This is a genomic window from Dokdonia sp. R86516 (assembly GCF_044596715.1).
Taxonomy (GTDB): Bacteria; Bacteroidota; Bacteroidia; order Flavobacteriales; family Flavobacteriaceae; genus Dokdonia.
The window spans coordinates 1,160,144-1,181,731 of sequence record NZ_CP138998.1 but is presented as its reverse complement, the minus strand read 5'-3'; the positions used below and the strand labels follow the sequence as shown (position 1 = coordinate 1,181,731).

General features: G+C 38.4%; 15 protein-coding genes. 6 read left to right on the top strand and 9 right to left on the bottom strand.

The window, feature by feature from the left end; translation table 11 throughout:
* Window positions 1–24: 24 nt before the first annotated feature.
* Complete coding sequence (locus SJY23_RS05455) at window positions 25–696, bottom strand: HAD family hydrolase (protein WP_396597748.1); 672 nt, start codon at window positions 694–696, stop codon at window positions 25–27.
* 184 nt (window positions 697–880) lie between these two features.
* On the opposite strand from SJY23_RS05455, the gene SJY23_RS05450 reads away from it, so the two are divergent.
* Window positions 881–1,996, top strand: coding sequence for a CNNM domain-containing protein (locus SJY23_RS05450; protein ID WP_396597747.1), 1,116 nt, complete (start codon window positions 881–883; stop codon window positions 1,994–1,996).
* Between the two features lies 1 nt (window position 1,997).
* On the opposite strand, the gene SJY23_RS05445 is transcribed toward SJY23_RS05450, so the two are convergent.
* Window positions 1,998–4,187 (bottom strand): response regulator, encoded by a 2,190-nt coding sequence (locus SJY23_RS05445; RefSeq protein WP_396597746.1) that lies wholly within the window; start codon window positions 4,185–4,187, stop codon window positions 1,998–2,000.
* Between the two features lie 132 nt (window positions 4,188–4,319).
* On the opposite strand from SJY23_RS05445, the gene SJY23_RS05440 reads away from it, so the two are divergent.
* The 4 genes from SJY23_RS05440 to SJY23_RS05425 all read left to right on the top strand — a co-directional run bounded on the left by SJY23_RS05440 (window position 4,320) and on the right by SJY23_RS05425 (window position 7,632).
* Window positions 4,320–4,793, top strand: a complete 474-nt coding sequence (locus SJY23_RS05440; protein WP_396597745.1) for a methylated-DNA--[protein]-cysteine S-methyltransferase — start codon at window positions 4,320–4,322, stop codon at window positions 4,791–4,793.
* 160 nt (window positions 4,794–4,953) lie between these two features.
* Complete coding sequence (locus SJY23_RS05435; RefSeq protein ID WP_396597744.1) at window positions 4,954–6,708, top strand: DUF4153 domain-containing protein; 1,755 nt, start codon at window positions 4,954–4,956, stop codon at window positions 6,706–6,708.
* On the top strand, window positions 6,705–7,421 hold the full coding sequence (locus SJY23_RS05430; protein WP_396597743.1) for a 3'-5' exonuclease: 717 nt from the start codon (window positions 6,705–6,707) through the stop codon (window positions 7,419–7,421). The genes SJY23_RS05435 and SJY23_RS05430 overlap by 4 nt, the downstream gene beginning before the upstream one ends.
* Before the next feature lie 13 nt (window positions 7,422–7,434).
* The gene (locus SJY23_RS05425) at window positions 7,435–7,632 is read left to right on the top strand and encodes a gliding motility protein GldL (RefSeq protein ID WP_396597742.1); all 198 of its coding nucleotides are present in this window, start codon (window positions 7,435–7,437) and stop codon (window positions 7,630–7,632) included.
* Window positions 7,633–7,729: 97 nt separating this feature from the next.
* On the opposite strand, the gene SJY23_RS05420 is transcribed toward SJY23_RS05425, so the two are convergent.
* Window positions 7,730–11,695 carry a M36 family metallopeptidase gene (locus tag SJY23_RS05420; RefSeq protein ID WP_396597741.1) on the bottom strand — a complete coding sequence of 1,322 codons (3,966 nt, stop codon included), beginning with the start codon at window positions 11,693–11,695 and terminating at the stop codon, window positions 7,730–7,732.
* Window positions 11,696–12,055: 360 nt separating this feature from the next.
* Here SJY23_RS05420 and SJY23_RS05415 point away from each other — a divergent pair, with 360 nt between their 5' ends.
* On the top strand, window positions 12,056–13,744 hold the full coding sequence (locus SJY23_RS05415) for an ABC transporter ATP-binding protein (protein ID WP_396597740.1): 1,689 nt from the start codon (window positions 12,056–12,058) through the stop codon (window positions 13,742–13,744).
* An 819-nt stretch (window positions 13,745–14,563) separates the two neighbouring features.
* Here SJY23_RS05415 and SJY23_RS05410 read toward each other — a convergent pair.
* The 6 genes from SJY23_RS05410 to SJY23_RS05385 all read right to left on the bottom strand — a co-directional run bounded on the left by SJY23_RS05410 (window position 14,564) and on the right by SJY23_RS05385 (window position 21,533).
* Window positions 14,564–15,220 (bottom strand): CoA transferase subunit B, encoded by a 657-nt coding sequence (locus SJY23_RS05410; RefSeq protein WP_035334990.1) that lies wholly within the window; start codon window positions 15,218–15,220, stop codon window positions 14,564–14,566.
* A 2-nt stretch (window positions 15,221–15,222) separates the two neighbouring features.
* Window positions 15,223–15,924: a CoA transferase subunit A gene (locus tag SJY23_RS05405; protein ID WP_035334991.1), complete on the bottom strand. Its 702-nt coding sequence runs from the start codon at window positions 15,922–15,924 to the stop codon at window positions 15,223–15,225.
* A 141-nt stretch (window positions 15,925–16,065) separates the two neighbouring features.
* A complete protein-coding gene (locus SJY23_RS05400) occupies window positions 16,066–18,396 on the bottom strand; it encodes a transglycosylase domain-containing protein (RefSeq protein WP_396597739.1) in 2,331 nt (776 codons plus the stop codon).
* Between the two features lie 10 nt (window positions 18,397–18,406).
* Complete coding sequence (locus SJY23_RS05395) at window positions 18,407–18,883, bottom strand: gliding motility lipoprotein GldH (protein WP_396597738.1); 477 nt, start codon at window positions 18,881–18,883, stop codon at window positions 18,407–18,409.
* Window positions 18,876–20,342, bottom strand: coding sequence for a regulatory iron-sulfur-containing complex subunit RicT (ricT, locus tag SJY23_RS05390; protein ID WP_396597737.1), 1,467 nt, complete (start codon window positions 20,340–20,342; stop codon window positions 18,876–18,878). The genes SJY23_RS05395 and ricT overlap by 8 nt, the downstream gene beginning before the upstream one ends.
* A 159-nt stretch (window positions 20,343–20,501) precedes the next feature.
* On the bottom strand, window positions 20,502–21,533 hold the full coding sequence (locus SJY23_RS05385) for a rhodanese-related sulfurtransferase (RefSeq protein WP_396597736.1): 1,032 nt from the start codon (window positions 21,531–21,533) through the stop codon (window positions 20,502–20,504).
* Between the last annotated feature and the right edge of the window lie 55 nt (window positions 21,534–21,588).

Genomic DNA, 21,588 nt, shown 5'->3' with positions numbered 1-21,588 from the left:
CCACTTTCGCGAAAAAATGAGTTTCTAGAAAGAAAAACGAGCTTCAATATGTGCTCGTGCTTCTCTTAAATCTGTGTAGAGTGCATCTGCTCTTTTCAACCTCTTATGTTGTGTAATGTCATGTTGCACTATTAAACACTGTAATCCTGCATCTTTTGCAGAAGTCATACCGCTGTGTGTGTCTTCTATAGCGATACAATTTTCTGGCTGGAGACCTAGATCACTAAGCGCTTTGAGGTAAGATTCTGGATTAGGTTTTGTGTCCTTTACATCTGAGGAAGTCACTGTAATCTCAAAAAAGTGTGCGAGATCTTCCTTACCAAAAATAATGTCTACCATCTCACGATCACTCCCTGTGACAAGTGCTAGGGTAATCCCTTTGTCTTTATAATAATTGAGCGTCTCTATTGCATGAGGCATAAATGTAACTGGTGAGTTACGAAGATTTTTATAAGACAACGCTTCTTTTTTCTTAAGCGTTTCTTGAAAGGGAACATCAAGGTTATGTTCTTTGATAATTTGTTCTAATGCATAATACGCTGGTTTCCCAGCCATAGTAGCCGCATATTCTTCCCAAGTATATTTGATATTAAACGGCTCAAGAAGCTCATTAAATGCATCAAAATGAAGCGACTCTGAGTTTACTAAGGTTCCGTCAAAATCAAAAAGTACTGCCTTTAATTCTTGCTTTTTCATATCTAATTGTAAGAGATGCGAACCTACCCAAAAATCAAGGGTTTGGTCTTAAATTATTGTTATGATTTAGGACTGGTATGATTAATTACGCTTTCGCGAAAGCGTAACTACCTATAAAGTACGTCTCACACCACTAAAGTATCGTCGCTTTTTCCATACATTTACATAAAACAATTACATTATTATGGGTCAATTACTGTTGTGGGCAACTATCTCAATCTTTTTTTCATTCTTGTGTTCTATACTTGAAGCTGTTCTTCTAAGTGTGACACCTACATTTATAAACATCAAGAAAAACGAAGGAAAAGCCTATGCCGAAACTCTTGAAGAACTTAAAAAAGATGTAGATAAACCGCTTATCGCAATCCTTACCTTAAACACACTTGCGCACACAGTAGGTGCAATGATGGTAGGTACTGTAGCTGCAGATTTATACCCAGAGTTTGTTATCAACTTAGGCTTTACAGAGATTAATTTTCTTGGTTTTGTCTCTGCTATAATGACGTTACTTATCTTAATTGCTAGTGAGATTATACCTAAAACTATAGGTGCAAAATTTTGGAAGTCTCTTGCAAATTTCTCTGCAAAGACGCTTAAAATAATGGTCTTACTCTTGAAGTACACAGGTATTTTATGGTTACTACAGCTTTTTACGCGCATGGTAGGTGGTGGCGGTCATCACGAGAGTGTGTTGAGCCGTGAAGACTTTACTGCAATGGCACAAATGGCGGGTGAAGATGGTGTTTTTGAAGAAAGCGAATCAAAAATTCTTAACAACCTTCTCACTTTTAAAGAGGTACTTACTAAAGATATTATGACGCCACGTACGGTGATCAAAATGGCAGATGCATCAACCACCGTTGCAGATTTCTTTGCCGAAAATCAATCATTACGTTTTTCTCGTATTCCTATTTTTGAAGGAACGAGAGATCATATCACTGGCATTGTTTTAAAAAGTGAGGTATATCGCGAGATGGCTTTAGACAAGCACGCCACCACATTGAAGGAGATAGAACGTCCTATTCTTGTTACTAAACGCAATCTGCCTATTCCAGATCTTTTTGACCAGCTAGTTTCAACTAAAAATCATGTTGCACTAGTGGTAGATGAGTATGGAACTATGAGTGGTCTTGTTACTATGGAAGACGTGATTGAGACATTATTAGGTCTTGAAATTATGGACGAGAGCGACAGCGTGGCTGACTTACAAACCCTCGCTAGAAAGAACTGGCAAAAGCGTGCAAAAACATTAGGCCTTTATGATGATTCTGACTCAGAAAATAAGCCTTCTGATATTTAAATTAATTTAGAAACTCTTCACTTTCAGGCAATACTGTTTGTGCCTTCTTATTTTTAATATTACGGAGTATCACACTTAAAAATTGAGATACATCATAAGGTTTTACTAGGATATCATCCATGCCTGCTTTATAAATTTTATGACGTATCTCATCAATCTCCACAGCTGTAAGTGCTATTATCGGGATGTCTGTGTCAAACTTTCTAATGTCCTTAGTTGCTTCGACACCGTCTTTTTTAGGCATATGAATATCCATAAGGATTAAATCATATGCTTCCTTTTGAGCCATGGTTACTGCTTCTATACCGTCACTAGCGAGGTCACATGTAAATCCTTTGTTCTCAAGAAGTTTTTGGGTGATCTTTTGGTTAATGCGGTTATCATCTACTACTAGAAGATGCGCTCCTTGCAATGTATGAACACTTTCTATAGCGTCTAGTTGTTGTTGCTCTATAGCAGCAATTCCCGTAGCTTTCTCTAAGTTAATTACAAATGAAAATGTCGCCCCTTTACCTTCCTCGCTTACTAGTGTAATATCACTTCCATAAAGCGCTAGTAGTTTTTTTACGATAGGTAATCCTAATCCAGTACCCTGATAATTATAATTTTTATTTTCTACTTGAGAGAATTCTTCAAATACACTTTGCTGGCTGTTTTTAGGGATACCCATTCCGTCATCTTCTATAACAAAGGCTGTTCTATACAGTCCATCTGGGGTAATAGATTCCTTTTTAATACGAACCCATATATTTCCGTTTTCATTGAATTTGATAGCGTTTCCTATAAGATTCATTAAGATTTGTGAAAGCCTCACGGAGTCACCCACAAGTTGGTTAGGAAGGTCTTTATCTATCTCTAAGTGTAATTTATTATTATTTTGCTCTAGACTAAATTCAAATGAATGCGTGATACTGCGCAAGAGTGTATTAAGTTTAAAAGGAGTATGCTCAAGCTTAATGTTTTTTGCCTCCATTTTACTCATAAGAAGCACATCGTTAATGAGTGCCAGAAGATAATCGGCAGAGAATTTGAGTGATCTCAAATCGTGTCTATGTTTATTTACTTCTGTGTCTTCAAGTAAAATTGATGCAATTCCTATAACACCATAAAGTGGTGTGCGCAGCTCGTGGCTTATAGTTGAGAAGAATTGTGTTTTAAGCTTTGAAAGCTCTTCGGCGTCATTCTTTGCTTTTTCTAGTTGCTTATTTTTTTCGCGTAAGCGTAAAAGGTTTTGCTTACGAGCTCTATACAATGTAAAAATTATAAAAAGCGCTACAAGTAATATCGATGAAGCAAAAAGGAGTGCTGTGGTAGTTTTGAGCGAGCTCTCGGCTACTTGATCCAAGAGTTCCTTTTCCTTTGTTGCTATCTCAAGATCTCGTTCATTCTCTCGAGAGTAAAACTGAGCACTCGCTATCTGTAGTTCTTTCTGGCTTTCATTTTTAAAGACTTCATTTGCGAGCTGCAATTGTCTTTGTGAGTGATAATATGCAGCCTCAAAATTTTCATTGCTTTCATAGTATTTTGCGAGATGTTTTTGGGCCTCCTCCTCTTCGGCTACTAATCCTTCTGAGAAGCTTATGTCTATCGCTTCCATAAAAGCATCTTCGGCCAGCGTTTCTTGATTACTACTAGTGTAGTATCTCCCTAACAATGTAAGCACTCGTGCGCGGCTTTTACGATCTAAAGAGTCTCTTAAACTTGCAAATTTAGCTTGCATTAATGCTGGATAAGCCTCATCATAATTTTCCTGCTTTAAATAAAGTGTCGCGAGGTTGATGCGAGCTGCAAGTGACTTGTCTGAGCCATCTAACTTTTCTATGAGTGCGATGTTTCTTTGCAAGTATGCTATCGCTTTTTCTTGATATTCTTCTGATAAGGCGTATAACTTTCCTAAATCATTATAAGAAGATGCTAGTAGTGTATCATTTTTAAGCTCTTGTGCAATTACTAGTGCTTTTTCAAAAATATCACGCGACTTTATAGTGTCTTGCAATGATAAATAGACATTACCTAGTATTGAGTATCCACTATACTGCTTGTTTTTATCATTTTGATTTTGTGCTCTTTTTAAAACCTCATCGAGCGTTTGAATAGCGCTTTTGTATTCTTGATTCTGCAATTGGATAGCAGCAAGATCCAGAGTATTGCTTTGATAATTTTCTATGTTTTGAGATGGCGTTTGCGCCATTATTATGAAAGAAAATAAGCTGAAAATAAGATAAGTAAGGTGTTGCGCGAGCCGCATATGTAGATATTATAATCTATAAAAGTACTGATTGGTAGTAAGATAAACAACTTCTTAAATGGTATATTTGAGATAATGGAACACGCAGTTATAGCTACACCTATGGGATTATTACAGCTAGAAGGCACCAGCGATGGTCTGAGTTCTGTGCTATTTATCGAAACAGATGTAACGCCTTCTTCTACAATTCCAGATGTACTGGAGGATGCTGCCACCCAACTTCAAGAATACTTTTCGGGAGAGCGCACTACTTTTTCTCTAAAGCTTGATCCGTTAGGCACAGATTTCCAACGTCGTGTATGGAGAGCACTAGAGGCGATTCCTTTCGGGAAGACAACCTCTTATTTCGCTATGGCGAAACAACTGGGTGACCCAAAAGTAATACGTGCAGCAGCCAGTGCAAATGGTAAAAATCCTATTTCTATCATCATCCCTTGTCATCGCGTGATAGGTAGTGATGGGTCTCTCACGGGTTACGCTGGTGGATTGCATCGTAAAAAGTGGCTCTTAGAACACGAGAGTCCAGTGACGCAAGGTTCTTTATTTTAGATGATAAAAATTAGATATAATGCAGTAAATAGAGCAGATAACATTCCGTAATGTGTTTTTCAACTATATATAAACAGAGTTTAAAATACGACTCAAAACACTGATTAACATAGAGTTCTATTAATTTATTGTATTTTTCAATACATTCAATCATCAATCAATGCGATTATTTTCCCCTTCAGAATTCATCATCAAGGCGCTTGCTGCCTTTAAGAGATTTCCGGTTACACTCATCTGGGTTATATTATTTACACTACTGCTGGTAGTACTTGCCGAAAGAGATGTAGACGACATATTTGAAACCTATAACAACATTTCACTCACAGCAATATTAGGTGTGAGCTGGCTTATAGGGACTCAGTTTTACATCGAGCAGTTTAAAAGAAAAGGACTCTGGTGGATTAAAGTTATTATCATATTACTCCTTGTTGTATTCTATTTTACATTACCTGACTATGACTTTCAAAATAATAATGAGACCCCATATATAAGGTGGTTTGTACTACTTATAGTAGGTCATCTAGCGCTACTCTTTGCTCCTTTTATTACTGTATGGCACCCTAAAGCCTACTGGAATTATCTGGCAGATATGCTTATGGCAATCGCCAGGAGTGCCTTGTTTTCTGGAGTGTTTTATCTAGGTATTGTACTTGCGTTGCTAGCCATAGAGTATCTTTTTGATGTAAAAATAAATGGTAGGCGCTACTTCCAGTTATTCCTCCTGTGTTTAGGAATTATAAATACGTGGGTATACCTATCAGATTTTCCTAAAGAGATACAACATAACATACACCTGCACTTTCATAAAGCTATTGAAGTCTTTGTAAAGTTTATACTCATACCGCTTGCCGCACTCTATATCACGATACTGTATGCCTATGCGCTTAAAATCTGTATACAGTGGGAATTACCTAAGGGCTGGGTAAGCTACCTTATTATCGCACTTGCTGGGCTTCTATTTATCATTCAGTTTATTATTCATCCATTAAAAGCAACTCATACCTCTAGGGTTTTTAAGAAATTTCAGCCGCTAGCATACTGGTTGTTACTTCCACTGCTCATCTTGTTTTATGCTGCGATTTATAAAAGAGTATCAGATTATGGCATCACAGAGCCGCGATATTTTCTTATTGTAATTGCAATTTTTATAACAGGCGCTACGCTTTACTTACTCTTCAGTCGCAAGCAGCAGCTTCGGTTTTTACCTATGGCTCTTGCGGTTATGGGTTTATTGAGCACTTTTGGGTTTTGGGGAGCCTTTTCTGTGAGTAAGCGCAGCCAGATGGACGAATTTGAAAAGATGTATACCGCTTTCGCGAAAGCAGAAAATAAAGAAAACTCTAACCCCGAATCTAATAGAAGATTTTCATCTATCACAAGGTACCTCGTAGTAAACGATGCCGCAGAAGATCTAAAACCCATCATAGGTTACAACCCGGTAGAAAAACATATCGATGTAAACACCTGGAAGTTGTCTAACTATATTTTAAAAGACTTAGGGTATAAAATGACGGCTAGTGATATAGAGAAAAAACGCATACACTTTAACAACGCCTCTAGTACAGCATATGATATACGTGGTTATGACTGGAAGCAGGACTTTCACTTTAACCTAAACGGCCAGTCAGAATATATAGAAGAAGGCTTTTCTATGATGCTTAATGGGAAAGAAATTCTTATCACAACACAAGACAGTACAGCACTCACGATACCCACACAGGCATTTTTAAAACAACTAGAAGGTGAGGATATAAATAAACCCATTTACGACCGAGATAAACTTACACTCCGCAAAACAAATGATTTTGTGGATGTAAAAATAATATTCAACTCCATAAATTTAAAGGTTGATGGTGGTGGTCAACGTATTATAAATTATGCGAGTGGTAGTGTACTTTTAAAAGTAAAAAAATGATACAAAGGCTTCAACTAGAACATATCCTTTTTTTGGATATTGAGACGGTACCTCAACATCCAGATTTTTCTGATCTAGACGATGTAGAAAAGGCACTTTATGCAGATAAAACAAGATACCTGCGCAAAGATGAGTATACACCAGAAGACTATTACGAGCGTGCCGGCATTTGGGCAGAATTTGGAAAAATAGTGTGTATCTCGGTGGGCTATTTTAATACCAGTACAGATGGTAAACGCTTTAGAACCACCTCCTTTTTTGGTGATAATGAGACCAAGCTACTTAATGAGTTTAAAAATCTACTTGAAGATCATTTTAACCGCCGTGAGCACTTACTCTGTGCGCATAATGGTAAAGAGTTTGACTTCCCATATATCGCGCGACGTATGATTATAAATGGAGTTACGCTACCACAAAAGCTCAATCTTTTTGGCAAAAAACCTTGGGAGATACCTCATATAGACACCCTAGATTTATGGAAGTTTGGAGACTACAAGCACTACACATCTCTCAAGCTTATGACCAAAATTTTGGGAATCCCTTCTCCAAAAGATGATATAGACGGCAGCCAGGTGCGCCAGGTATATTATGAAGAAAATGACATTGATCGCATAGTCGTATATTGTGAGAAAGACACCGTTGCCGTGGCTCAAATTTTACTCAAGCTACGCAACGAGCGCTTGCTTGATGAAGATGAAATAATATCGGTTTAACAAATCCATAGTTATGAAAGTAAAACATATACTCGCTCTTTTTATTTTAGGGTTAATCTGTACTGTTCTGGGTGCATTATTTAAAATTATGCACTGGCCAGGAGCTCCAGAATTATTAACCGGTGGGACCTTCTTACAAGTTATCGCTGGCTTTTTGGGCATCTGGAAACTCTTTACTAATAAAGAGTTTAAGAACTTCTTAAATAAATAGTATTGCTTTATTTACGCTTTCGCGAAAGCGTAATAACAACAAAAAAATCCCGACCTCATCTGAAGTCGGGATTTCTTATGTTTATAAATGACTGAACTTACTTTTTGATAAAGCGTTTAATCATTTTTGAACCTTCAGTCTCTACTTGAATGACATAAACGCCAGCTTCAAGTCTCGACACATCAATTGTGTTTTCAAAATTACCTTTATGAACCGCTTGACCTAGAAGGTTAAATATAGTTACAGAGGTTGCTTCTGCTCCTTGTAAGCTTATATTTAATTCCCCACGAGTAACAGGGTTAGGGAAGATTGAGAATTCTCCACTTCCCGTGGCTTCCGTAAGGCTGCTCTGAGCATCATTTGCTCCAAATCCAGCACTACTCACCACATTTACAATATAATCCTCTACTTCTCCATACTGGAAGCTCTCACAAGCTGTGGGGATCCCGTTATACTTCATAGAAACTCTCATTCTCGTTGCTCCTTGAGATGCTCCAGAAGGCACGCTAAATGTTCCTGTTATTGGAGTAGCAGATGTTGCTGCTCTCGAGTATACGGTCTCTCCTGCATCTGTAAAATCTCCATCACGGTTCCAGTCTACAAATACTGCGTATCCCTCATTGTATATAGTTCCCGTCCATCTTGGAGTAATTGTGATTGTATTACTACTTCCTAATGTTGTAGAAAGGTTTGTAAAATCACCATAACCTCCAGCAGATGCTCCGGTTGCATTATTAATGCTTCCTATTTGCACTCGTTGTATATACTCATCATTTGTATTATTTCCATTTGATGCACAGTATCCAGATGGTGCTCCTGTATCACCTCCACCACTTCCGGCAGATAGCGTAATATCATCGATAGCAACGTCAGATTGCCATGTACCACCGGTGATACGGTTAAAACGTAATTGCACTGTCCCGCCAGTGTAACTATCAAGATTGATTGTGACAGCATTCCACTGGTTGCCTTGGTTTCCTGTCTGGTTCCATAGGCTTGTCCATGTCGTTCCACCATCTGCACTTGCTTCAAGATCTATGCGACCACCGTCTGTAGATCCAAACATATGATAATCAAATGTGAAGTTTGCCTCTGTTTCTCCTGTCAAATCAAAACAAGGAGAGTTTATAATCGCCCTTTTGTTAGGAAAACCTGTTCCATTACCTGATGCTTCTACATATAAATAGAAAGAACCATCTGCTCCAGAACTTGGACCCGTATTATTAGATGGTGTTCCAGATGTATCACGTGTCCAGTTTATATCATCTCCTGTAGCTTGTGACCACTGGCCTAGTCCTGATTCAAAACTCTCACTGTATGGAGCACTCGCTGTGCCCACACAGCCACTAGGAGGTGCAGTAACATCAGTTGTCGCACTCACCGTATTACTATTCCCTGAGGTATTACCTGCTTCATCCTTTGCACGAACCGTAAATTGATAGGTAGTTCCTTCTACCAATCCAGTAATATTTGCCGAAGTAGCTGTTACCTCTCCTAGGTTATTAGTTCCTTGGAAGACATCATATGCAGTTACTGCTACATTATCTGTAGCTGCTGTCCATGATAAAGCTACAGATGTTGTAGTAACATCTGTTACTGCAAGATTAGTAGGCGCAGTAGGCGCTTGTGTATCTGCTGGAGCAGTACCATCAATAGCAAAGCCATCAATAGCAATATCCCCCTGCCAAGAAGTTCCAGTAGTAGCACGGAAACGTAATTGTGTAGCGCTATCATAAGATGCAAGACTTACGGTTGCATCTAACCACGCCGCTCCTTTATCTCCCGATTGTACCCATAATTCATCCCATGTTTGCGTTGCATCATCTCTTGCTTCAAGGCGTACCGTTCCCACAGCATTACCCGTCATCTGGTAGCTAAATGTAACTTCGGCTGCGTTTACTCCTGTTAAATCAAAACAAGGAGAATTTAAAATTGCAGTTTTAGTTGGGAATCCTGCACCGTCACCAGATGCTTCTACATAGATGTAAAATGATCCTTCATTTGCTGCTGCTGGTCCTGTACCAGAAGATGGCGTACCAGACGAGTTTACTGTCCAGTCAATATTATCTGATGTGTCTTGTGACCAAGCTCCTAAAGTATTTTCAAAACCTTCAGAATATGGGAAAGAACTCACGGTAGAGTTACAAGATGCTGGCGCTGGTGGTCCAGAACATCCACTTGTAAATGATACTACCTGATCTGAGTTAGTATTTGTTCCTCCGTTGCTATTTTCTACTGCATCTACACCTACTCCACGTCTAGCAAAAGCATCCCAAATTAAACAGTTGTACTGCCCTCCATAAAGATCTTGGTCTGCTTGTAGGATTCCATTACGACCAGAAACGTACCCTGGATTATTTGCAGTATTTTTAAGTCCTTCTATTACTAGTGACATTGCGATATTATTACCACCATTACCACTGTATTGGTTAGAATCATATCCCTCTTGATCGATAAGATCCCAAGTCATATCCCAAAGAATAGTAGCAAATCCATATCCCACTCCGTGTGGTGCTACTAGACCTGGAACGTCGCTATATGTTGTACCATTTACCGCAAGGTCTGTAGCATATCTAGTAGGGCGTATTCCTGCACCTGTGGTAGGCTGTCCTATGGCATATGTTCCTACTCCTCTCGCAGTATCTCTGGTATCTCCTGGGCGTATAGTCATTACTAGACCTAACCAGTCTGACCATCCTTCACCCATTTGTTCTGAACCTCCTAATGCGTTTGTGCTAGGACCACCTACAAGACGTGTAGAAATACCATGACCATATTCATGTGCAATAATTACGTTGTCAAAATCACCATCACGGGTAGGGTTTGTGAATAAAAACATTTGCATTCTAGGGTTTTGACCATCTGGTGGTGTTGCAAAGTTTGCATTATTTGTACCACTTCCATCCTGTGCATCTGCATTTACAGAATCACTACCTGCTCCGCCTTTACCATAGTTATTTTCTTGAAAATTACCTGCGGCCTCTGTAAAACCGTACTGGTACCATACATCATGCATAATATTATTCCAGTAAAATAAATTTGTAGTAGCTGCTGGTAAGAAAGTAGATGGGCTATTATTTAAATTAAGGCCAAAATCAAAATTAAGAGCGCTCCCACCATTAGGGCTTGTACCTAATCCATTATTACCATTAGTATCATCTTGCGCGAGTACATTATTACCACGCGTTGTTGTAAACTCTGCACCAGCAGATCCGTTTGTGTCATGCCACCCATAAGGAGAAGCATTAGCATTTGCTGGATCTGTTACTACAACACGGCTACCGTGACTAGGACTTTCAATTCCTAGAGGAAATACGTTATAAGAACCACCTCCTACTGCAGCTGCTGTATAGCTCGCTTCAGTAGCGCTACGCGGTCCAAATACTTCTACTGGTTCATTTGTAGCCGCATGACCATGCTCTGTGTGATTAGGATCGTCAAAAGAGCAAGAAATCACCCAGTCTGTGGTTTTAAGAATTTCTCCAGTAGATGCATCCACATTTACATTCCACCAGTGCTGTGCATCCAGTTGATAAAGAGATACATTCCAAGTGAGATGCATTTTATCACCTATTGCTAGAAAAGTTTTTTCAACTTTAATAGGCTCAAGGCTTATCCCAGAATTTGCATATTCGAGAAGGTTTCCAGCAGATCTTGTAGCTCTTAGATTGCTAGGAGTCTTAAGACTATGAGCATTTACAACCTTGAGGATTGCGTTTTCTGGAGATACTGATAGTGATGTTTTGGCAGCTTTCTGAGCAACGTCTTTTGCAAATTGATTTATCTCATAGGTTACTTTACCATCTTTTACAGTCAGTTTATAAGTTCCGTTTTGAATTGGGATACCTTGATACATTTGTTTTACATAAACATGTTGTATCTCAGGATTTAAAGAGGGTACGACATCTGTAATCTTCCATTGTGCAACGTCTGTTGATTTTAAGCCAACTTCTTCTGCATTGCCACTTAGATATTTTTGGACGATTCCGTCCACACTGGTCTGTGCATAAACGGTGGTTCCTAATAGAAAGGTCATTAGGAGAAAGGAGTAGATTTTTTTCATACTGTAGTTTTAAATTATTTATAGGGAAATATTAATAAAACATATTTTTTATCATCTATTATGCTAAAATTATATGCTTACACAGTAAATGACGTCATTTCATTGAAGAAAACATAATTTATTCGACGAACTACACAAAAGTTTTTAAGATTTTTTTAAGAAGTACAATTTGTGTGAAGAACTAGACAAATCCCTAAACAAGAACTACTTATTTTTAATGCTAATTACATTTAATGATATTTAAAATATTATGACCACGCATCATTGCAAAAAAAAGACTCCAATCAAGCCCGCTTTTTACGTGAAAAATTGAAATGCCACCCTGTAAAAACCGACCGTAAGAAATCGTATTTTTGAAATATGCAGCCACAAAAAATCCTTTCTGTAAACCAACTATCTATATCCTTTAAACAGCAGGGAGAAGTACAAGAAGTTATACATGACATTTCATTTGATCTTTATAAAAATGAAATTCTTGCCATTGTGGGTGAGTCAGGCTCTGGGAAAAGTGTATCATCACTCGCCATTCTAGGGCTTTTACCAAAAAAAAATACGCTCATTAAAGGCTCCATCATTTTTGAAAATCAATCATTAATAGAATCGAGAGAAAAGGATTTTCAGAAAATACGAGGTAATGAAATCTCCATGATTTTTCAAGAACCTATGAGTAGTCTCAATCCGTCAATGCGCTGTGGTGAGCAAGTAGTCGAAATTCTTTTGCAACATACTTCGCTCAACCGAAAATCTGCAAAGGAAGAAACGTTACGCCTATTTGAAAAGGTAAAACTGCCTACGGTGGAGAAGATTTTTAGTTCCTATCCTCATGAGATTTCTGGAGGTCAAAAACAACGCGTAATGATTGCAATGGCTATCGCTTGTAAACCTAAAATTCTTATTGCAGATGAGCCTACTACTGCCCTAGATGTTACCGTTCAGCAGGAGATTATATTATTACTTAAGGAATTGCAGTTAGAAAATCAGATGAGTATTATTTTCATCTCTCATGACCTTTCTTTGGTAAGCGAGATAGCAGACAGGGTTGCTGTGATGTACAAAGGAGATATTGTTGAGTACGCTTTCGCGAAAGCGTTATTTTCAAACCCACAACATGAGTACACAAAAGCATTGTTAAGCGCAAGACCGTCTCTGGATGAACGCCTTAAAAAGTTACCAACGATAAAAGATTACCTAGATAAAAAGCCACTCTCTAAAGCCGAAACAAAATCTGAAAGAGCCGAACATCTAAGAAATCTGTATGCTCATCCACCTTTACTGGAGGTTATTAATGTAGAGAAAACATACTTTTCTAGTGCTGGTATCTTCGCCGAAGATATTGCCTTTAAGGCCGTAGATGATGTTTCATTCTCCATTTATGAGGGAGAAACTCTTGGGCTAGTAGGCGAGTCTGGTTGTGGTAAATCTACCTTGGGAAACGCCATCTTGCAATTAGATAAAGCGACTGCAGGAACCATTTTATATAAAGGAATGGCCATTAATAAGATGCGTGGAGCAGCGCTGAGAAGTTTAAGAAAGGAAATACAAATTATTTTTCAAGATCCTTTTGCCTCTCTTAATCCTAGGCTTACTGTAGGTCAAGCCATTATCGAGCCCATGGAAGTCCATAAACTTTATGATTCTAAATCTATGAGAAAACAGCGCGTGCTAAAGTTGCTAGAACGCGTAGGTCTAGAAGCATCGCATTATGATCGTTATCCTCACGAGTTCTCTGGAGGGCAGCGACAACGCATAGGGATTGCTCGTACTATCGCTGTAAATCCAAAATTAATTATTTGTGATGAGTCTGTAAGTGCCCTAGATATATCTGTACAAGCACAGGTGCTTAATTTACTTAATGAACTTAAAACAGATTTTGGCTTTACCTATATTTTCATCTCGCATGATCTTGCGGTGGTAAAATACATGTCTGACCAGCTAGTGGTTATGAATAAAGGGAAAATAGAAGAGATAGGTGATGCAGACCGTATTTATGAACAGCCAGAAAAGGAGTATACTCAAAAGCTTATTCATGCCATTCCAAAAGGAATGTAAGGCTAGATCATAAATAGAAACACTTTCTTTGCTAGTCTAGCACAGTTTGTAGTAAAATCTGCAGCATGTTTTACACCAGAGACAAATGATCTCGTGGAGTTTGTTATTTTTTCCATAGTAGGGATGAAAGACAAATGAGGTTTAAAACAAAATCCGCAGGGCTCCCCCCGCGGATTTCTAACAAATCATAACTTAAAACACTCCTATACGTTTAAGTCATACTATAAAACTAAATTACAACGTTAGTTAACGAACTTACTTAGCATTTAATCGAAATCAATTACTTGATTTGGGGGACTGCTAAAGTACTATAAAATTATACATCTGCAAGCATTTTGATTGGCAAATTTTGTGTAAATGTTAAAATTTAGTGTATTTCATCGAAATATTATGTTTTTAAACGTCGTTAATTGATGTTTTCGAATTTAAGCTAGAAAACCTCTCTTTTAATTTGTGTGGATAAAACACCGTGAAAAACGTAAGAATTTTCTTTATATGTACTAAATCGAAGAAGAAGTATCATCTTTTTATGACAACTAATAAATAGAAAAAGAAAAGCCCACTAAAACCTTTTTGAGAGAAGCGTTCTACAGGAGTATATTAATTATTAAAGCCTCTATATGTCCACCACAAGACAGAAGATGGTATATGAAGCGAAAAAAGAGCGTAAGAAGCATAAGACGCGTAAAACCTGTGTAATCTTAACCAGAGAATATCACCACATGGTATCTTAAAAATAAAAATCTCCAACTACCACAAAAACCATTGTTGATGGCTTGTGCGATAGTTGGAGACTATGTTTTACTCGATTAAAGTATATTAAAACTTCATTTCTGGGATATCCCCATCTACGATTAGTGTTCCTTCGGTGGCTGCTTGGATCTCTTCTACAGAAACTCCTGGAGCTCTCTCAAGTAGTTTAAAGCCATCATTAGTGACTTCTAATACCGCTAGGTTACTTACTATTTTTTTTACGCATCCTACACCAGTAAGCGGCAAGCTACATCTTTTTAAAAGTTTTGACGCACCAGCACGGTTGGTATGCATCATGGCTACAATAATGTTCTCAGCACTAGCCACGAGATCCATTGCTCCTCCCATACCTTTAACCATTTTACCTGGAATTTTCCAGTTTGCGATGTCACCATTTTCTGCAACTTCCATAGCACCTAGAATGGTAAGATCTACATGTTTACCACGTATCATACTAAAGCTAGTAGCACTATCAAAAAAGCTAGCGCCAGGTAACGTTGTGATGGTCTGCTTTCCAGCATTAATAATATCTGCATCTTCTTCTCCATCGTACGGAAAAGGTCCCATACCTAAAACTCCATTCTCACTTTGAAATTCTACGTCAATGTCTTCTCGTACATAGTTTGCAACAAGTGTAGGGATACCTATTCCTAGATTGACATAATATCCATCTTGTACTTCTCTTGCAATGCGTTGTGCAATTTGATTCTTATCTAAAGCCATAATTAATCTCTTGTTCTAACGGTGCGTTGTTCTATTCTCTTTTCATACGTTTCTCCTTGAAAGATACGTTGTACAAAAATCCCTGGGATGTGTATTTGGTTAGGATCTAGCGTTCCTACTGGCACAAGCTCTTCCACTTCTGCAACAGTAATGGTAGCTGCACCGCACATGTTAGGATTAAAATTTCTTGCAGTTCCTTTAAAGATTAAGTTACCAGCAGCGTCACCTTTCCAAGCTTTTACAAAAGCAAAATCTGCTTTAAAAGCATGTTCTAGCACATACATTTTCCCGTCAAATTCTCTAGTTTCTTTTCCTTCGGCTACTTCTGTTCCGTATCCTGCTGGTGTATATATTGCTGGAAATCCTGCTTGTGCAGCCCTGCATCGCTCTGCGAGAGTTCCTTGTGGTATAAGCTCTACTTCAAGCTCACCACTAAGCATCTGGCGTTCAAACTCGGCGTTTTCACCCACATAGCTAGACACCATTTTCTTTATTTGCTTTTTCTGTAATAACAGCCCTAGGCCAAAATCATCCACACCAGCATTATTAGAAATACAGGTAAGATTATTAACGTTAAGAGCTACTAGTTTAGCTATAGAATTTTCTGGAATACCACTGAGACCAAAACCTCCAAGCATCATTGTCATTCCACTTTCAACACCTTCTAGTGCGGCATCTACTCCAGTCACTTTCTTTGTTATCATATTCTTAGTTTATAAGTACTAAAAATACGGATTTTGTATTGAATTACGCTTTCGCGAAAGCGTAATTGAACATCTAAAAATGATTCCAAAAAAAAGAGTGCGATTGCTCGCACTCTTTTTAATTATATATGTATAATATTCTTAAAAATCTAACTCATCTGGTAGCTCATCACTTACACCAGAACTTTTATAATCATCACAATTAGTAGTTATCGTTAAGTTACTTGGCTTTGAAAATTCACTTTTTGAGATTTTTAGATCTTCATTTTTATATACTTCTTTCATATACATTCCCCAGATAGGAAGTGCCATGGTTGCTCCCTGACCATAACCAATGCCTGGGAAGTGTACAGCACGATCATCTCCTCCTACCCAAACTCCAGTAACAAGGTTAGGTACAATACCCATAAACCATCCATCACTTTGATTTTGTGTAGTACCCGTTTTACCAGCTATTGCATTATCAAATCCGTATGGATAACCCGTTACGGCATTGCGATATATTGCATCTTTACGCCATGTGTGACGTAATCTTGCCCCAGAACCTGAGCGCGTTACTCCTTCCATTAACTGCAAGGTCACATAAGCACTTTCTGCACTTAACACATCCCTAGTTTCTGGAACATGCTGGTATAAAATAGTTCCATTTTTATCTTGTATGGTACTTACAATCTGTGGTTTTACATACACCCCTTGGTTTGCAAAAGCTCCGTAAGCAGATACCATCTCGTACACACTTAAATCTGCCGTTCCAAGTGCGATAGAAGGTACTACTGGAATATCCTTTGTATCAACACCTAAATTACTTACAAGATCAATAACTGGTCGCGGTCCTACCTTATCCATAAGCCTTGCAGAAATTGTATTTACAGACTGAGCAAGTGCTTCCTTCATAGTTAACATACCCCCCATCTCTCCTCCAGAGTTTTCTGGAGTCCAGTTTTTTGTATTACCGTGAGCTCCCGCAGGTATTGTATAGAGCGTATTAGGCAAAGTATCACATGGAGACAAATGTAATTGATCTACTGCTGTTGCATATAAAAAAGGTTTGAAGGTAGATCCTACCTGGCGTTTCCCTAATTGTACATGGTCATATTGAAAGTGGTTCATATTAATACCACCTACCCATGCGCGCACTTCCCCAGTTTGAGGTACCATAGACATCATCCCTGTACGTAAAAATTTCTTGTAGTAACGTATAGAATCGCGCGGAGTCATTAATGTATCTACCTCTCCAGCCCATGTAAAAATAGTCATGTCTGTTTTTACATCAAATGATTTTCTGATTGCATCTTCTGTTTTTCCTTGCGCCTTAAGTTTGCGCCAGCGAGATGAGCTTTTTATAGCATTATTAAAAATGCGCTCCACATCCTCCTCTTCAATATCTCTAAAAGGAGCTGTTTTGTTTTTCTCATTTTGTCTATCAAACTCAGCTTGCAACCTTGGCATATGAGCAGCAACAGCATCTTCTGCCATTTTCTGCATGCGAGAATCTATAGTTGTCGTTATAGTAAGACCATCACGGTAGATATTATAATACGTGATATTACCCTCTGCATCTTCTCCTTTAGGATTTTCTTTAATCCATGAAGCCATGAATTTCTTGAGGTTTTCTCTAAAGTACGTTGCCGTACCATCTGCATGCCCTTCTGGAGTAAATTTTACTTCCATAGGTAATGCTGTGAGGGAATCTTTTTCGGCAGTAGTAATCATACCGTTTACTTCCATCTGTTTGAAAACTTGATTGCGTCTACTTAAAGATTTCTCCTTAGAAATCTCACGATGTGGATTATATTGCCTTGGATTCTTAAGCATAGCCACAAAGACTGCGCTCTCATGCAAATCAAGATCTTTTACATCTTTATTAAAGTAAATACGAGCAGCAGAGCTTATACCAATGGCGTTAAATAAAAAGTCAAATTTATTGAGATACATCGCAATGATTTCTTGCTTTGTATACTGGCGCTCTAACCTTGTTGCAATTACGTACTCTTTTGCCTTTTGAAGAAGACGCTCAAATGTAGAGCTAGGAGGGTTTGAAAATAACAATTTAGAAAGTTGTTGTGTTACCGTACTTGCTCCACCATTTTTACCCAAATATGCAATGGCTCTAGCCGTCCCTCTAAAGTCTATGCCAGAGTGCTCATAGTAACGCTCATCTTCTGTAGCGACAAGAGCGTCTACAAGGTTTTGTGGTAGTTGCTCATACTTGATAGGTGTTCTATTTTCGTTGTAATAAGTACCCAGCTGCTTTCCATCTACAGAGATAATTTTTGTAGCAAGATTGCTTTCTGGATTTTCAAGTTCTTCAAAGGTGGGGAGTGTTCCAAAAACATTCCAACTCGCAAGTAAGAATAATAGAACTACTAGTGTGACTCCTCCTGCAAATAGTCGCCAAAACCAAGAAATATATTTACTGTAGTCTCCTTCGCTTTTTTTTGTAGCTTTTTTTGGAGGTGTTTGTTTTGCCATTATGATGTGTTTATTCTTGCTTTTCAATACGTAATCCTACTTCGGTAATTCCTTCTAGATAAGCATCTCCAGCTATGTTTCCGTTTTTTCTAACTGCATGTTTTATAGTAAAGGTATAGGTTCCGCTTTCGCGAAAGCGTACTCCTTCTCTATACAACAATTTACTTTCTTTAATATCTCCAAAACCATTACCCATCCACGTTCCGTCTGGATTTGCCATTTCGTACTCGAGTGTATCTGTGTATGTACGCCCCTGCGGAAACTGCATCTCTGTAATCAAAAACAGATTACTGTAAGGATACTGATTATTATTACGAACGGTGATAAATGCGTCATACAAAGGCACACTATCAAGCTCGTTAACCTCTAAAACCACAGGTTCATTTATATCCCATGAGCTACCTAACGAAGTATATGAATGATACACTTGTTTTGAATCACATGAAATACATACTACAATGAGTATACCTAGTAATACGTTACGCATTAGGTTTTGGTTTTTGAGGACGCCTTTTATTTTTATTTGCTGGTTTTGATCCCCCACCTTTTTGACCTTCTTGAGCTGGTTTCTGACTAGCACTACCTTTTGTGTTATCACCCTTACCCTGCGGCCTTGGCCCTCTCTTTTTTGGTCTAGGCCCCTTACCTTCTGGTCTTGGCCCTTTACTTTCTGGTCTAGGTCCCTTGGCCTGTGGTTTTTGACCTTTCTTTGCTACGGGTCTTGGACCTTTTACACCATCTTGATTGGGTTTTCTAGGTGTGCGCCCTTTAGATTTTGGTCTATCTCCTTGAGGCTTGTTTCCGTTGCCAGAAGATTTTCTTTTACGGTTATTGCGACGCTTGTTTGTAGTTTTAGGCTTATCAAAACGAGTAAGACTATCCTGTCCTACTACATTCCCAAAGTCTATCACTGTTTCTTCTATGAGTTCGGCAGCAAATTCTTCTAGGCTGGCTACTGGTTCTTTCTTTTTATTTGCAGCAATAATCTCGTTTGCATGATCTGTAGTAAGCTTATGCCAGTTCATCCATTCTCCCTCGTAGGCATACCATAGATGTCCTTGAAAAATGTCAATTTTCTGGCAGACTGCAGTTCCTTTTTGAGTGTATAATTTTGTCTCACTTTTTGGAAAACTTTTGAGCGCATCCATGTAAGCATCTAGCTCATAATTAAGACAGCACTTCAATTTCCCACATTGTCCAGCAAGCTTTTGCGGATTAAGTGATAATTGCTGGTATCTAGCAGCACTCGTAGTTACAGACCTAAAATCTGTTAACCATGTAGAACAACAAAGTTCGCGACCACAAGAACCTATACCACCCAGACGTGCCGCTTCCTGACGCAGACCTATCTGTCTCATCTCAATACGAGTGCGAAAATCTTGAGCAAATTCTTTTATGAGTTGGCGAAAATCTACTCGATCTTCTGCCGTATAATAAAATGTCGCTTTAGAACCGTCACCTTGAAACTCAATATCTGAGATTTTCATTTGGAGATCTAGACGTATCGCTATCTGTCTAGCACGCACCTTCATACTTTCTTCCTTCTCACGCGCGGTGGTCCAGATATCAATATCTCTTTGTGTTGCTTTACGGTAAATTTTGAGCGTGTCTGGGGTGTCTGGTTTTACCTTCTTGCGTTTCATTTGTACACGCACAAGCTCACCAGTGAGTGTTACCATCCCGATATCGTGACCAGACTCTGCTTGAGTAGCTACAATATCACCTATGCTTAGCGTAACGTTTTCTGCGTTTTTATAGTAGTTCTTACGTCCGTTTTTAAAACGTACCTCTACGTAGTTAAAAGCTTCTTGTCCATCAGGAAGGGACATATTAGAAAGCCAGTCAAATACTGTAAGTTTATTACATCCGTCGGTTCCGCAGGTTCCATTGTTCTTACAACCTTTAGGAGATCCGTCTTCACCTGTGCCACAACTGCCACATGCCATATTTTGTATATTTAAATGTACATCGCTCTATATCAATCGTTAAGAGAGTAACAGCCGCGTGTACGCGTTATATTTATGTTCAAAATGAACTATCGATAAAGATAGGTAATCTATAGCGCCTTTTCCAAAATCAAAAATAACAGATTCTTTTTCTGCTGTTTACTTCTTAAAAGCCAGTTTTTCTGATCTACCTTTCTTAAAAATCTTATTACTATTTCCTTTACCAGAACGTAATTTCTTTTGCTCTTCGTATGGCAGTGCATTAATCTCTGCGCACTCTGTAGAGCAGCAGTTTTCATTTTCTTTTGCACATTCCTCACATTGTATAAAGAGTAAATGGCAAGCTTCATTTGCACAGTTTACATGCTCATCACAAGGAGTTCCACACTGGTGGCAGTTTGAGATAACATCGTCTGAGATACGCTCTCCACGACGGTGATCAAAAACAAAATTCTTTCCCTTAAACTTATTATCAAGCTTTTCTGCCTCCACCTGACGGGCGTACTCGATGATTCCTCCCTCTAACTGGAAAACATTTTTAAAGCCTTTATGTTTAAAATAAGCACTTGCCTTTTCACAACGTATTCCACCTGTACAGTACATCACAAGTTTTTTATCTTCCTTATGATCTTTTAAGTCTTCTTCTATAATATCAAGACTGTCTCTAAAGGTATCTACATCTGGAGTAACTGCGTTTTTAAAATGCCCTATCTCACTCTCATAATGATTACGCATATCAACAAGTACTGTATTCTCGTCTTCTATAAGTTCATTAAAAGTAGAAGCGTCTACGTGAACTCCTTTGTTTGTTACATCAAAAGTATCATCTACCAGTCCATCTGCCACAATCTTCTTACGCACTTTTACCTTGAGTTTTAAGAACGACTTATCGTCTTGCTCTCTCGCAATATTGAGGCGTACATTCTCTAGGAAGTTTATACCGTCCAGAAATTCCTTAAATGCTGTAAATTTCTTGGCTGGAACAGACATTTGGGCATTTATACCTTCATTTGCGACATAAATACGACCCAAGGCTTCCATTTCATCCCAAGCTACAAAAAGGTGGTTTCTAAAAAGTTCTGGATTTCCAATCTTGTGATACTGGTAAAAAGAGAGTGTAAGACGTTCTTCTCCCGCCTCTTCTATAAGTTGTGCCCTCTCTTTTGCGCTTAATTTGTTGTACAGTTGCATGCTATACTTTCGTTTTAAGTTAAAAGAATTATTTCTTCCGGCAAATATAAGTCTT

Coding starts and splice junctions, on each gene's coding strand:
- SJY23_RS05455 (WP_396597748.1), bottom strand. CDS start 696: ATGAAAAAGCAAGAATTAAAGGCAGTACTTTTTGATTTTGACGGAACC.
- SJY23_RS05450 (WP_396597747.1), top strand. CDS start 881: ATGGGTCAATTACTGTTGTGGGCAACTATCTCAATCTTTTTTTCATTC.
- SJY23_RS05445 (WP_396597746.1), bottom strand. CDS start 4,187: ATGGCGCAAACGCCATCTCAAAACATAGAAAATTATCAAAGCAATACT.
- SJY23_RS05440 (WP_396597745.1), top strand. CDS start 4,320: ATGGAACACGCAGTTATAGCTACACCTATGGGATTATTACAGCTAGAA.
- SJY23_RS05435 (WP_396597744.1), top strand. CDS start 4,954: ATGCGATTATTTTCCCCTTCAGAATTCATCATCAAGGCGCTTGCTGCC.
- SJY23_RS05430 (WP_396597743.1), top strand. CDS start 6,705: ATGATACAAAGGCTTCAACTAGAACATATCCTTTTTTTGGATATTGAG.
- SJY23_RS05425 (WP_396597742.1), top strand. CDS start 7,435: ATGAAAGTAAAACATATACTCGCTCTTTTTATTTTAGGGTTAATCTGT.
- SJY23_RS05420 (WP_396597741.1), bottom strand. CDS start 11,695: ATGAAAAAAATCTACTCCTTTCTCCTAATGACCTTTCTATTAGGAACC.
- SJY23_RS05415 (WP_396597740.1), top strand. CDS start 12,056: ATGCAGCCACAAAAAATCCTTTCTGTAAACCAACTATCTATATCCTTT.
- SJY23_RS05410 (WP_035334990.1), bottom strand. CDS start 15,220: ATGGCTTTAGATAAGAATCAAATTGCACAACGCATTGCAAGAGAAGTA.
- SJY23_RS05405 (WP_035334991.1), bottom strand. CDS start 15,924: ATGATAACAAAGAAAGTGACTGGAGTAGATGCCGCACTAGAAGGTGTT.
- SJY23_RS05400 (WP_396597739.1), bottom strand. CDS start 18,396: ATGGCAAAACAAACACCTCCAAAAAAAGCTACAAAAAAAAGCGAAGGA.
- SJY23_RS05395 (WP_396597738.1), bottom strand. CDS start 18,883: ATGCGTAACGTATTACTAGGTATACTCATTGTAGTATGTATTTCATGT.
- ricT (WP_396597737.1), bottom strand. CDS start 20,342: ATGGCATGTGGCAGTTGTGGCACAGGTGAAGACGGATCTCCTAAAGGT.
- SJY23_RS05385 (WP_396597736.1), bottom strand. CDS start 21,533: ATGCAACTGTACAACAAATTAAGCGCAAAAGAGAGGGCACAACTTATA.